Origin of the sequence: Inquilinus sp. Marseille-Q2685, from assembly GCF_916619195.1 — a bacterium.
Classification (GTDB): domain Bacteria; phylum Pseudomonadota; class Alphaproteobacteria; order DSM-16000; family Inquilinaceae; genus Inquilinus.
The window spans coordinates 247,142-259,012 of record NZ_CAKAKL010000006.1; the positions used below are offsets into that span (position 1 = coordinate 247,142).

Below are 11,871 nucleotides of genomic sequence, written 5' to 3' on the forward strand. Positions count from 1 at the left end.
AGGATTGTGCCGGTAAATGGATAAGCCGGACGTCACGCTCGAGCGCATGCGCAGCTTCGTCCGGGTCGCCGAGCGCGGCAGCCTGTCGGCCGTCGCGCGCGAGCTCGGGATCGGCCAGTCGACGGTGACGCGGCATCTGCGCGAGCTGGAGGAGGCCGTCGGCGTGCCCCTGCTCAGCCGGACCACCCGGCGCGTTACCATGACCGACGAGGGCGGCCGCTACTATGCCGATTGCGTCCAGATCCTGCGCCTGGTCGAGCAGGCGGGCGACGAGGCGCGGGCCACGCGTGGCGCCGCGGCCGGCACGATCCGCATCTCCTGCACGGCGGCGTTCGGGGTGCTGCATGTCAGCCGGCTGATCTTCGCCTTCCAGGACCGTTACCCCGAGATCAGCGTCGACCTCAGCCTGACCGACGAGCGCGTCGACCTGGTGCGGGAGGGGGTGGACATCGCGCTGCGCCTCGGCCCCCTCACCGACAGCTCGATGAAGCTGCGGCCCCTCGGCCGGTCGCGGCGGCTGCTGGTAGCGGCGCCGGAGTACCTGGCGGCGCGGGGCCGGCCGGCGGCGCCGCAGGACCTGGCCGGCCACGAGGGCATCCGGATGACGAACATCGCGGGCAGCGACACGCTCATCCTCGAGGGGCCGGGCGGCGAGCGCCATGCGGTGCCCTTCGGCGGGCGGTTCCGGGTCGATCACGGGCTCGCCGCGCGCGAGGCCCTGGCCGCCGGCCGCGGCATCGCCCCGACCCATCGCTGGCTGGTCGACGACCTGCTGGCGGAGGGGCGGCTGGAGACGATCCTGCCGGGCTACGAACCGCCGCCGGTGCCCCTGAGCCTGCTGATCGTGCCGGAGCGGGCGGGCATCGCCCGGGTCCGGCTGCTGGTCGATTTCTTGGCCCGGCGGGTCGCCGACCTGCCGGGGATCGAGGCCGGCTGACAACCCGGCCGCGAGGCCTTTACGGGCAGGGGTTCGAATAGACGGTGTGGATCGATTCGATGCCGTGGATCACCTCGGGCGACAGCGTGATCTCGGCCGCGGCGATGTTGGTGCGCAGATGGTCCATCGAGGTCGCGCCGATGATCACCGAGGTCATGAACGGCCGCGACAGGGCATAGGCGATCGCCATCTGCGCCGGATCGAGGCCATGCTCGCGCGCCAGGGCGATGTAGCGCCTGGTCGCCGGCTCGGCGTTCGGCGTGTCGTAGCGCGACTTGCGCGCGTCGATGGCGCGGCGCGATCCCGGCGGCACCTGGCCGTCGAGATACTTGCCGGTCAGCGTGCCGGCGGCCAGCGGCGCGTAGCCGAGCAGGCCGACCTGCTCGCGATGGGCGCATTCGGCGAGGCCGACCTCGAAGCTGCGGTTCAGCAGGTTGTAGGGGTTCTGGATCGAGACCGGCCGCGGCAGGCCGAGGCGGTCCGACGCCTCGACGAAGCGCATCAGGCCCCACGGCGTCTCGTTCGACAGGCCGACATGGAGGATGCGGCCGGCCTTCACCTCCTCGGCCAGCGCCGCCAGCGTCTCCTCCGGCGCGACGAAGTCCTCGGCCGCGTCATGGGTGTAGCCGAGCTTGCCGAAGCTGTTCACCGAGCGGTTCGGCCAGTGCAGCTGGTACAGGTCGATCCGGTCGGTGCGCAGCCGCTTCAGGCTGGCCTCGACCGCCGCCCTGACGTTCTTCGCGTCGAGCCGCGGCTTGCCGTCGCGGATGTAGCTCAGATGCGCGCCCGGACCGGCGATCTTGGAGGCCAGGATCACCTGGTTGCGCTTGCCCGTCTTCGCGAACCAGCTGCCGATGATCTCCTCGGTCCGGCCATAGGTCTCGGCGGTCGGCGGCACGGCGTACATCTCGGCCGTGTCCCAGAAGGTGACGCCGCGGTCGAGCGCGTAGTCCATCTGGGCATGGCCCTCGGCCTCGGTGTTCTGCCGCCCCCAGGTCATGGTGCCGAGGCAGATCGCGGTGACGTCGAGGCCGGTGCGGCCGAGCGGACGCTGTTCCATCAGGGGCTCCGGGAGCGGATCGTGATTGGTCGGACGATTTCGCTATAGCCGGAAACGCCGCTGGACGGAACCGCGATGCGGACTCACCCGGTCCGGGCCAGACCGCTCGACCGGATCAGCTCGACCACCGCGGGGGTGATGCGCTCGACGATCGCCTTCACCCCGGCCGCGTTGGGGTGCACGCCGTCGGGCTGGTTCAGCGCCGCGACCGTGGCCACCCCGTCGAGGAAGAAGGGGTAGAGCGCCACGCCATGGGCCTTGGCCAGGTCCGGGAAGATCGGGTCGAAGGCCGCGGCATAGGACGGGCCGAGGTTGCGCGCGGACCGCATGCCGGCCAGCAGGGTCGGGATCTTCTCCTGCCCCAGCCGGGCCAGGATCTTGTCGAGATTGGCCCGGGTCACGGCCGGGTCGACGCCGCGCAGCATGTCGTTGGCGCCGAGCTCGACGATGGCGAGGTCGGGCTTGTCGGCCAGGGCCCAGTCCAGCCGGTCCAGCCCGCCGGCGGTGGTGTCGCCCGAGACGCCGCCGTTCAGCACCTTCACGTCATGGCCCTTCGCCCGCAGCGCCGCCTCGAGCTGCGGCACGAAGCCGTCGGCCTCGTCGAGGCCGAAGCCCGCGGTCAGGCTGTCGCCGAGGGCGAGGATGCGGATCGTTCCCGCCTGCGCCGGGCTCTGGATCGCGGCAACGGTGCACAGGGCCAGGAGCGCCGCATTGAAAAGGCGCCGCGCGGCGCCATCTGTCCGGAATCGGGCGAAAGGGATGCGCATGGACGGGACCACTCCTGCACCGCAGGCCGGCTTCGGGGCCGGAACGACTGCCCCGCCCGCCATCCGGCTGACCGATGTGCACCTTGAATTGGCGAGCGCGGCCGGCCCCGTCAACATCCTGCGCGGAATCGACCTGTCCGTCGGCGCCGGCGAGGTGGTGTCGATCGTCGGCCCCTCGGGCTCCGGCAAGTCCAGCCTGATGATGCTGATCGGCGGGCTGGAGCGGCCGACCCGCGGCCGCGTCGAGGTCGCCGGGCGCGAGCTGTCGGCGCTGAACGAGGACCAGCTGGCGCTGTTCCGCCGCGACCATGTCGGCATCGTATTCCAGAACTTCCACCTGGTGCCGACCATGACGGCGCTGGAGAACGTCGCCATCCCGCTGGAGTTCGCGGGGGCCGCCGACGCCTTCGACCAGGCGGCGGAGCGGCTGCGCGCCGTCGGACTGGGCCATCGCCTGAGCCACTATCCCGGCCAGCTGTCGGGCGGCGAGCAGCAGCGCACCGCCCTGGCCCGCGCCTTCGCCGCCGATCCCGACGTGATCCTGGCCGACGAGCCGACCGGCAACCTGGACGGCGAGACCGGCCGGCAGGTGATCGAGCTGATGTTCGACCTGTCGCGCCGGCGCGGCGCCACGCTGCTGCTGATCACCCACGACCCGGCGCTGGCGGCGCGCTGCGACCGCATCGTCCGGCTGGTCGACGGCCGCATCACCGATGCCGGCCTCGCCCCCTCCGCCGCCCTGGCCCGGCTGAAATGAGCTCCCGCGACGCCGCAGGCGGCGCAACCAGCATGCATAACGCCGCCCGCCTGGCCCGGCGCGAGCTGCGCGGCGGCCTGAAGGGCTTCCGCATCTTCCTGGCCTGCCTGGCGCTGGGCGTCGGGGCGATCGCCGCGGTGCAGTCGGTCGCCGACGGCATCCGCCGCAGCATCGCCGAGGACGGCCAGGCGATCCTGGGCGGCGACATCGAGCTGCACCGCCTGTACCAGCCGGCGACGGCGGAGGAGCGGGCGCAGTTCGAAGCCGCCGGCCGGGTGTCGGAGGTGGTCGAGACCCGCGGCATGGCCCGCAATCCGCAGGACGAGGCGACGACGCTGGTCGAGTTGAAGGCCGTGGACGGCGCCTATCCGCTGTACGGACGGATGGAGCTGGAGGGCGGCGGCGACCTGCAGGCGGCCCTGGCGCAGCGCGACGGCGCCTGGGGCGCCGTGGCCGACCCGGAGGTGGCGGCGCGGCTGGGCCTGTCGGCCGGCGGCCGGATCGCGGTCGGCGACGCGGTGCTGCAGCTGCGCGGCACCATCGCACGGGAGCCGGACAAGGCCGGCAGCGGCCTGGCCATCGGGCCGCGGCTGATGATCGCCCGGGGCGCGCTGGACGCCAGCGGCCTGATCCAGCCCGGATCGATGCTGACCTGGGACTATCGCCTGGCGCTGCCGGACGGCAGCGACACGCGCGCGGTCGCCGAGGACCTCAAGGCACGCACCGCGGACGCCAACTGGCGGGTGCGCGACGACCGCGACGCGGCGCCGTCGCTGCGCCGCACCATCGACCAGCTGACCATGTACCTGACCCTGGTCGGGCTGACCGCGCTGCTGGTCGGCGGCGCCGGGGTGGGCAACGCGGTGCGCGCCTGGCTGGACGCGCGGCTGGCCACCATCGCCACGCTGAAGTGCCTGGGCGCGCCCGGGCGGCTGATCTTCCAGACCTATCTGCTGCAGGTGCTGGTGCTGTCCGGCCTCGGCATCGCCATCGGCCTCGCGATCGGCGCCGCGGCACCGTCGGCGGTCGCCGCGCTGATCCAGGGGCTGCTGCCCGTCGAGGCGCGGATCGGGGTCTATCCCGGCGCGCTGCTGCTGGCCTCGGGATTCGGCCTGCTGACGTCCCTGACCTTCTCGCTGTGGCCGCTGGCCCGCGCCGCCCGCATTCCGGCCGCGGCGCTGTTCCGCGACCGGGTGGCGCCGCGCCACGCCCGGCCGGCGCCGCGCTTCATCGCCATCACCGGCCTGTGCGCCGCCGCCCTGGCCGGCCTGGCCGTCGCCACCGCAGCGGACCCGAAGCTGGCCGCGATCTTCGTCGGCGGCGCCGTCGCCGCCATCCTGCTGTTCACCGGCACCGCGCTGGGCGTCATGGCGCTGTCGCGCCGCGCCCCGCGGCCGCGCCGGCCGGGGCTGCGGCTGGCGCTGGCCAACCTGCACCGGCCGGGCGCGCCGACGCCGCAGATCGTGCTGTCGCTCGGGCTCGGCCTGACCGTGCTGGCGGCGATCGCCCTGATCCAGGGCAACATGGACCGGCAGATCCGCGACACCCTGCCCGACCAGGCGCCGTCCTTCTTCTTCGTCGACGTCCAGAAATCCCAGAAGGACCAGTTCGACGCCCTGATCCACAATACGCCGGGCGCCGCCGACCTGGCCGAGGTGCCGAGCCTGCGCGGCCGCATCGCGGCGGTGAACGGCGTGCCGGCCGACAAGGCGGTGGTCGACCCCAGCAAATCGAACTGGCTGCGCGGCGACCGCGGCGTCACCTACGCCGCCGCGATGCCGCCGAAGGACAGGCTGCTGCAGGGCCAGTGGTGGCCGGCCGACTACGACGGGCCGCCGAAGATCTCGGTCTACAAGGACATCGCCGAGGCTTTCGGGCTGAAGCCGGGCGACCGGATGACGATCAACGTGCTGGGCCGCGACATCGAGGCCGAGGTCGCCAGCATCCGCGACATCGACTGGAGCACGCTGGGCATCAACTTCACCCTGATCATGTCGCCGAAGCCGCTGTCGGCCGCGCCGCACACCTGGCTGGCCACGGTGCGGGTGCCGGCGGCCGGGGAGCTGGCGCTGCAGAAGGCGGTGACCGAGGCCTTCCCCAACGTCACCACGGTGCGCCTGAGGGACGCGCTGGAGACGGTGAACGCCCTTCTGTCCCAGATCGGCGCGGCGGTGCGGTCGACCGCCGGCGTCACCCTCCTGGCCGGCGCTCTGGTGCTGGCCGGGGCCGTGGTGGCGGGCCACCGTCGCCGGATCTACGACGCCGTGGTGCTGAAGGTGCTGGGCGCCACCCGCGGCGACGTGCTGCGCGCCTTCCTGATCGAATACGGCCTCCTGGGCCTGCTGACCGCCGTGATCGCCTGCGCGCTGGGCAGCGTCGCCGCCTGGGCCGTGCTGACCTTCGTGATGGAGATCGACTGGGCCTTCCTGCCCCTCACCCTCCTGGGCACCGCGGCGCTGTGCGTCGCCATCACCCTGGGCTTCGGCTTCCTCGGCACCTGGGTGGCGCTGGGCCAGAAGGCGGCGCCGCTGCTGCGGAACGAATAGGCAGCAGGAAGCCTTCGACGTGGCGCGCACATATTGTATCCTGGCCCTGCGCTGCCAATATTTCAGCCGCGTGGTTCTTCACCACACTAGAGGTTTTCAAGATGGCCTTCGATCCACAGGGCCGTTACGCGACACCGGGCGCCGGCGCGCGCACCATCGAGCGTGCGGCGTTCGACGAGGGTCTGCGGCAGTACATGCTGCGGATCTACTGGTACATGGCCGGCGGCCTGCTGGTCAGCGGCCTGACCGCTGCGGCGGTGATGTTCACCCCGCTCGGCGGCGTGTTCCTGGCGGCCAACGCCTTCGGGCAGGTCGGCCTGACCGGGCTGGGCTGGGTGGCGCTGCTGGCGCCGATTGGCCTGATCTTCTGGATGAGCATGGGCATCCGCTCGATGAGCGCGTCCACGCTGCAGACCCTGTACTGGGCATTCGTGGCCCTGCAGGGCGTCGGTTTGGCGCCGGTCCTCTTGGCCTATACCGGCGAGAGCGTGGTCCGGGTGTTCTTCATCACCGCGGCCTCCTTCGCGGGGCTGAGCCTGTACGGCTACACCACCAAGCGCAGCCTGTCGGCCTTCGGCTCGTTCCTGGTGATGGGCCTGTTCGGCCTCATCATTGCCGGCCTGGTCAACATCTTCCTGGCCTCGAGCGGCCTGGCCTTCGTCATCAGCGTGATCGGCGTCCTGGTCTTCGCCGGCCTGATCGCCTACGACACCCAGCGGCTGAAGGAGCAGTATGCCGAGGGTCTGGGCCAGGAGGTCGAGACCAAGACCGCGGTCTGGGGCGCCCTGAGCCTGTACCTGAACTTCCTGAACCTGTTCCTGTTCCTGCTGCGGTTGCTCGGCAACCGCAACTGACGGACCGGACGTTTCGCGCGAAGCCCGGCGGCCAACCGCCGGGCTTCGTTTTTCCGGACGCCGCATAGCCCATGGACATGACCGAAGCCGTTCCCGACCAGCCTCGCAAAGGCCGCGGCCGCCTGGCCGACGCGTTCGACAGCTGGATCGTCGACCACTGCGTGTTCCGGACCTTCGTCAACACCCGGGTCGAGATCGCGCCGGGCGTCTGGCGCTCGGGCCAGCCGCTGCCGTACCAGATCCGCGGCATGGCCCGCGACGGCATCCGCACGATCGTCAACCTGCGCGGTCCGCGCGACTGCGGCTCCTACCGCCGCGAGGCCGAGGCCTGCCGCCGCTACGGCATCACCCTGGTCGACATCACCACCAAGTCGCGCGACGCGCCCAAGCGCGAGGTGCTGCGGCGGATCCGGCAGGTGCTGGAGACGGCGGAACAGCCGATCCTGTTCCACTGCAAGTCCGGCTCGGATCGCGCCGGGCTGATGGCGGCGCTGTACCTGATCACCCATGGCAATCGCCCGGCGGCCGAAGCGCTGAAGCAGCTGCACTGGCGCTACCTGCACTTCAAGAAGTCGCCGACCGGCGTGCTGGACCGCTTCATTGAGGCCTACGCCGAGGCCAATGCGCGCGAGCCGATCGGCTTCTGGGACTGGGTCGAGAGCGGCTACGACCGCAAGGCGGTCAAGGCCTCCTTCACCCCGAGCGGCCTTGCCACCATCATCGTCGATGGGGTGCTGGGGCGGGAGTGAGGCGGCTTTCCGCAGGTCCGAATTCGGTCTATATTCGGACCGAGGCAAGGAGGCCGCGATGAAGCTGTCCGACCGCATCAAGCCGATCAGCTACCTGAAGGCCCACGCCCCCGAGGTGATCCAAGGGCTGCGGGAGGGGCAGGAACCGTTCATCATCACCGTCAATGGCGAGGCCAAGGCGGTGCTGCAGGACATCGACAGCTATGAGCAGACCCAGGAGACTCTGGCGCTGCTGAAGATTCTCGCCTTGGGCGAGCGCGACTATGAAGCGGGCAAGTTCCGGCCAGCCGAGGATGTGTTCTCCGACCTGAAAGCCCGTCTCGAGGCCCGTCTCAGGGATTGAGCCTCGTGTCCCTGCCGGTCATTGTGCTGCGGGAAGCGGAACGCGACCTCGAAAACATCGTCGACTTCATCGCCGATCACGACTCGGCGGAGAATGCCCGCCACATCCTTCAATCGCTCGACGACGTGATCCGGCGGCTGGCAAACCTTCCGTCACGCGGCAACATCTCGAAGGAGTTGCGCGCCCTCGGACTGACCCAGTTCCGCGAGGCACACTACAAGCCCTATCGCATCATCTATCGGGTCCGCGAGGATGCGGTGGTCGTCCACGGCGTTGTCGACGGGCGGCGCGACATGCAGAGCCTGCTGCAGCGCCGGCTGCTGGAATCGCCGTGAGCCAAGTGAAAAGGGCGCAGCCTCGGCTGCGCCCTTTCCCGTTTCCGTCCCTAAACCCGGTTCCTATGCGTAGTGCTGGCCGAAGCGGTTGGCCAGGAAGTCGGACAGGTTCGCCTGCTCCTGCCGCACGAAGCCCTGCTGCGGCAGCTTGCCGGCGCGGTGCAGGTCGACCATGGCGCAGATGCCGGCCGCGGTCGTCACCTGGATCGCGCTCCACAGCTGGCCGGCGATCTCCTTGGCGTAGACCTTCTTGGCGTAGGTCTCCTGCATCAGCCGGCCTTCCTTCCTGCCCCAGGCGGTGACGAAGATCAGGACCACGTCCTGCTTGGTCATCGGGATCGACGCCTCGAGCACGTCCTTCAGGATATCGCGGCGCTGCCCCAGCTGCAGCTCGTTGACCAAGAGCTTGACGATGTCGCGATGGCCCGGATAGCGCACGGTCTTGTAGTTCAGGAACTTGACCTTGCCGTCCAGCGTCTCGCACAGGGTGCCGAGCCCGCCCGAGGTGTTGAACGCCTCATAGTCGATGCCGTCGAGCGAGATGTGCTCCATGCCCTCGAGCGGCAGCACCTCGCGCAACTCGCCCTCGTGGATCGCCTCGCAGGGGTTGCAGTACTCGTTGATCAGCCCGTCGGTCGACCAGGTCAGGTTGTACTTCAGCGCGTTCGAGGGATAGACCGGCAGGGCGCCGACGCGCATGTGCAGCGTGTGCAGCTCGTCGAAGCGCTTGGCCAGGTCGTAACCGACGATCGAGATGAAGCCCGGCGCCAGGCCGCATTGCGGGGTGAAGGCCGTCTTTGCGCCTTCGGCCAGGGCCTTGACCCGGCGGGTGCTCTCGACGTCCTCGGTCAGGTCGAAATAATGGGCGCCGCGGTCCTTCGCCGCCTCGGCGATCAGCGGCGTCAGGTGGAACGGCGCGGCCGAGATCACCACGTCGTGGCCCGAGACCGCGTCGCGCAGCGCCTGCGGGTCGTCGAAGCGCAACTGGCGCTTGGCCACGCCGGCCTCAAGCCGGTCGAGCATGCCCTGGTCCTGGTCGCCGACGGTCAGGTCGTAATCCCCGGTGGCGGTCAGCAGGGCGGTGATGCAGGTGCCGATCTTGCCGCCGCCGAGCAGCAGAACCTTGGTCATGACGCCTCTCCATATAGACGATCGCCCCGCGGCGAGGGCGCCGGGGCGGTGCGGATGGCGCCGTCTCTACACCCGCCGGAAAGCCGCAGAAAGCCTTGTGTCCCGGCGTTCCGGAAGGTGCGCGGGCAGGCCCGGCGACCTTCGAGTCGCCGGTGGATCGGGAGAGGAGAGAAAGATAATTAGCCGCCCAGAATCTGTGGCCGCGAGCCCATTCAACACTGATTCTTTGATGTAGGTTGGGTTCGCAGGGCGAACCCAACGAACCTACGCGATCACTCCGCGACCATCTCCGGCCGCAGCCGGACGACGCCGCGCAGCACCTCGCCGGGCTGCAGCACCGCCATGCCGGTGTCGGTGCGGCCGGCTTCGGCGAGGTTGAAGGCGTCGGTCGCGTTGCTCACCGGCTCGATGCAGACATAGGGGTCGTCGGGCGAGTAGCAGACCAGGAAGTCGAAGGGCGCGTCGGCTTCCATCACCAGCCGGGCGCGATGCTCCGGCCACTCGATCACCGCGCGCCGGTCCCAGCCGGTGAAGTTGTTGTCCATGCGCACGGCGGCCGGCCGGACGCCGCGCCGGAAATCCTTCTCCGGCGGCGGCTCGACCAGCTCCAGCGGCATCACCTCGGCATCGTTCAGCCACATCCGTTCGATCCCGGCGGTCACGACCGTCTCCGGCGTGCGCGGGAAGTAGAAATGCTGGCCCAGCCCCGCCGGCATCGGCTCGTCGCCGGTGTTCTCGATCGAGAGCACGACATCGAAGCCGGCCGGGCTCAGCTCGAACTCCTGCCGCGCCCGGTACGGGAACGGCCAGGAATCGGCGGCATAGTCGTCGACCAGCACGCAGCGCGTCGCCGACCGCTCCAGCACCGTCCAGGGCCGCTGCCAGCCATGGCCGTGCAGCTGGTGGCGTTCGCGCGTGTTCAGCGGCAGCTGCACCTCCCGCCCCCGGAAGCGGAAGCGGCCCTCGCGGATCCGGTTCGAGAACGGGGTGAGCGGGAAGTTGGCAAGGCCGAGCGGATCGCCCGCCGCCAGCGCCTCGGGCGTGGCCGGGCGCAGCCAGTCGCGCCGGTCCGGCCCCGAGCCGCTCCACCAGGCGGCGATGCCGCCGCCGATCGCCGGGACGATGTCGACCCCGCTGTCCCCGGCCCGCAATTGCACCGTCTCGACCGTCATTCCATCCTCCCGTTTCGGCTGTGCCTTCCCACAACGTTCGGCAGTGCTTGACGCCGATCCGCCGAGGGCTCAATACTCCATTTGTATGATGAATAGCAAAGAGCGCGGTCGGCAAGCCAGATCGCGCCGCTGAGGAAAGGCCGTGGTCGAGAAGAGCGGAGAGACTGTCGTTCATGCGGACGGCAAGCGGACAACCCGTGGCATCGTTGTCTGCGGCCCCGACCTGCGCATCGGCCGGAACAAGAACATCGGACCGACGGAAGACGGCGAAGCCGGGACGCTGCGGCGCCCGAGCGGCTTCGGCAGCGTCTGACCGGCCGCGGGAAAGGGGGAACAGATGTCCGACCCGGACAACCCAGTCGGGAAAGGATCGGTCGCGATGGCGGCGTCCGCCCATCCGGATGCGGTGACGGTGGCCTCGCGCCCCGCATCGCGGCGCAAGGAGGACCGGCGACCCGCCGACCAGACGCAGGGCGGCAGCAAGACCTTCTCGCGCCGCTCCCTGCACGGCCAGATCGCCTACGACATCGGCACCCGGATCGTGCGCGGCGACATCCCGCCCGGCGCCGTGCTGCCGAACGAATCCGACCTGTCGACCCAGTTCTCGGTCAGCCGCACCGCTTTGCGCGAGGCGATCAAGGTGCTGGCCGCCAAGGGGCTGGTCGAATCCCGCCCGAAGACCGGCACCCGGGTGCGGCCGCGGGGCGAATGGAACATGCTGGACCCGGATCTGCTGGCCTGGCAGTTCGCGACCCAGCCGATGGAGCGCCTGGCCAAGGACCTGTTCGAGATCCGCCAGATCATCGAGCCGGCGGCGGCGGCCATGGCGGCGGAACGCGCCGATGACGACCAGCGCAAGGCGATCAGCCGCGCCTTCGCCGACATGGAGGCGGCACCGGACGGCGACGCCTCGGTCGAGCCCGACCTGCGCTTCCACCAGTCGATCCTGGCGGCGTCGAACAACGAGTTCCTGCAGCCGCTGGGCGCCCTGATCGAAACCGCGATGGCGTCCAGCTTCCGCATCACCAACAACGCGCCCGGGGCGCTGCAGGTGTCGCTGCCCCTGCACTGCGCGGTGCGCGACGCCATCCTGGCGCATGAGCCGGAGGAGGCGCGCCGGGCGATGCGGATCCTGCTCGAGGACGCGGCGCAGGACATGCGCCGCGCCCTGCCGCACATCAAGCCGAAACCCTAAACACAGCCTAGCCAACAAGGACCTC

General features: G+C 70.4%; 13 protein-coding genes. 9 read left to right on the forward strand and 4 right to left on the reverse strand.

The features are described from left to right. Positions 1 to 16: 16 nt before the first annotated feature. Entirely contained in the window at positions 17 to 937 is a 921-nt protein-coding gene (locus LG391_RS25100; RefSeq protein ID WP_225770784.1) for a LysR family transcriptional regulator, read from the forward strand. 19 nt (positions 938 to 956) lie between these two features. On the opposite strand, the gene LG391_RS25105 is transcribed toward LG391_RS25100, so the two are convergent. Continuing rightward, the gene (locus LG391_RS25105) at positions 957 to 1,997 is read right to left on the reverse strand and encodes an aldo/keto reductase (protein ID WP_225770785.1); all 1,041 of its coding nucleotides are present in this window, start codon (positions 1,995 to 1,997) and stop codon (positions 957 to 959) included. Between the two features lie 83 nt (positions 1,998 to 2,080). Beyond that, positions 2,081 to 2,764 (reverse strand): arylesterase, encoded by a 684-nt coding sequence (locus LG391_RS25110; RefSeq protein WP_225770786.1) that lies wholly within the window; start codon positions 2,762 to 2,764, stop codon positions 2,081 to 2,083. Here LG391_RS25110 and LG391_RS25115 point away from each other — a divergent pair. From LG391_RS25115 to LG391_RS25140, 6 genes are all read left to right on the forward strand, one after another. Continuing rightward, on the forward strand, positions 2,763 to 3,521 hold the full coding sequence (locus tag LG391_RS25115; protein ID WP_225770787.1) for an ABC transporter ATP-binding protein: 759 nt from the start codon (positions 2,763 to 2,765) through the stop codon (positions 3,519 to 3,521). The genes LG391_RS25110 and LG391_RS25115 overlap by 2 nt on opposite strands. 32 nt (positions 3,522 to 3,553) lie before the next feature. After that, the gene (locus tag LG391_RS25120; RefSeq protein ID WP_225770788.1) at positions 3,554 to 6,067 is read left to right on the forward strand and encodes an ABC transporter permease; all 2,514 of its coding nucleotides are present in this window, start codon (positions 3,554 to 3,556) and stop codon (positions 6,065 to 6,067) included. Between the two features lie 101 nt (positions 6,068 to 6,168). Then, complete coding sequence (locus tag LG391_RS25125; RefSeq protein WP_225770789.1) at positions 6,169 to 6,921, forward strand: Bax inhibitor-1/YccA family protein; 753 nt, start codon at positions 6,169 to 6,171, stop codon at positions 6,919 to 6,921. Between the two features lie 77 nt (positions 6,922 to 6,998). After that, positions 6,999 to 7,670 carry a tyrosine-protein phosphatase gene (locus LG391_RS25130; RefSeq protein WP_225770790.1) on the forward strand — a complete coding sequence of 224 codons (672 nt, stop codon included), beginning with the start codon at positions 6,999 to 7,001 and terminating at the stop codon, positions 7,668 to 7,670. Positions 7,671 to 7,728: 58 nt separating this feature from the next. Further along, positions 7,729 to 8,013, forward strand: coding sequence for a type II toxin-antitoxin system Phd/YefM family antitoxin (locus LG391_RS25135; protein WP_225770791.1), 285 nt, complete (start codon positions 7,729 to 7,731; stop codon positions 8,011 to 8,013). 5 nt (positions 8,014 to 8,018) lie between these two features. Beyond that, the gene (locus LG391_RS25140; RefSeq protein ID WP_225770792.1) at positions 8,019 to 8,348 is read left to right on the forward strand and encodes a type II toxin-antitoxin system RelE/ParE family toxin; all 330 of its coding nucleotides are present in this window, start codon (positions 8,019 to 8,021) and stop codon (positions 8,346 to 8,348) included. 63 nt (positions 8,349 to 8,411) lie between these two features. Here LG391_RS25140 and LG391_RS25145 read toward each other — a convergent pair whose 3' ends face one another. Together LG391_RS25145 and LG391_RS25150 are read right to left on the reverse strand one after the other, a co-directional pair. Continuing rightward, positions 8,412 to 9,479 (reverse strand): saccharopine dehydrogenase family protein, encoded by a 1,068-nt coding sequence (locus tag LG391_RS25145; protein WP_225770793.1) that lies wholly within the window; start codon positions 9,477 to 9,479, stop codon positions 8,412 to 8,414. A 272-nt stretch (positions 9,480 to 9,751) separates the two neighbouring features. Then, positions 9,752 to 10,651: an aldose 1-epimerase gene (locus LG391_RS25150; RefSeq protein WP_225770794.1), complete on the reverse strand. Its 900-nt coding sequence runs from the start codon at positions 10,649 to 10,651 to the stop codon at positions 9,752 to 9,754. Positions 10,652 to 10,793: 142 nt separating this feature from the next. Here LG391_RS25150 and LG391_RS25155 point away from each other — a divergent pair, with 142 nt between their 5' ends. Then, positions 10,794 to 10,964 carry a hypothetical protein gene (locus LG391_RS25155; protein ID WP_225770795.1) on the forward strand — a complete coding sequence of 57 codons (171 nt, stop codon included), beginning with the start codon at positions 10,794 to 10,796 and terminating at the stop codon, positions 10,962 to 10,964. A 66-nt stretch (positions 10,965 to 11,030) separates the two neighbouring features. Next, entirely contained in the window at positions 11,031 to 11,846 is an 816-nt protein-coding gene (locus LG391_RS25160) for a FadR/GntR family transcriptional regulator (RefSeq protein WP_225770796.1), read from the forward strand. Positions 11,847 to 11,871 lie beyond the last annotated feature (25 nt).

Coding starts and splice junctions, on each gene's coding strand:
- LG391_RS25125 (WP_225770789.1), top strand. CDS start 6,169: ATGGCCTTCGATCCACAGGGCCGTTACGCGACACCGGGCGCCGGCGCG.
- LG391_RS25145 (WP_225770793.1), bottom strand. CDS start 9,479: ATGACCAAGGTTCTGCTGCTCGGCGGCGGCAAGATCGGCACCTGCATC.
- LG391_RS25110 (WP_225770786.1), bottom strand. CDS start 2,764: ATGCGCATCCCTTTCGCCCGATTCCGGACAGATGGCGCCGCGCGGCGC.
- LG391_RS25160 (WP_225770796.1), top strand. CDS start 11,031: ATGGCGGCGTCCGCCCATCCGGATGCGGTGACGGTGGCCTCGCGCCCC.
- LG391_RS25115 (WP_225770787.1), top strand. CDS start 2,763: ATGGACGGGACCACTCCTGCACCGCAGGCCGGCTTCGGGGCCGGAACG.
- LG391_RS25130 (WP_225770790.1), top strand. CDS start 6,999: ATGACCGAAGCCGTTCCCGACCAGCCTCGCAAAGGCCGCGGCCGCCTG.
- LG391_RS25135 (WP_225770791.1), top strand. CDS start 7,729: ATGAAGCTGTCCGACCGCATCAAGCCGATCAGCTACCTGAAGGCCCAC.
- LG391_RS25105 (WP_225770785.1), bottom strand. CDS start 1,997: ATGGAACAGCGTCCGCTCGGCCGCACCGGCCTCGACGTCACCGCGATC.
- LG391_RS25150 (WP_225770794.1), bottom strand. CDS start 10,651: ATGACGGTCGAGACGGTGCAATTGCGGGCCGGGGACAGCGGGGTCGAC.
- LG391_RS25100 (WP_225770784.1), top strand. CDS start 17: ATGGATAAGCCGGACGTCACGCTCGAGCGCATGCGCAGCTTCGTCCGG.
- LG391_RS25120 (WP_225770788.1), top strand. CDS start 3,554: ATGCATAACGCCGCCCGCCTGGCCCGGCGCGAGCTGCGCGGCGGCCTG.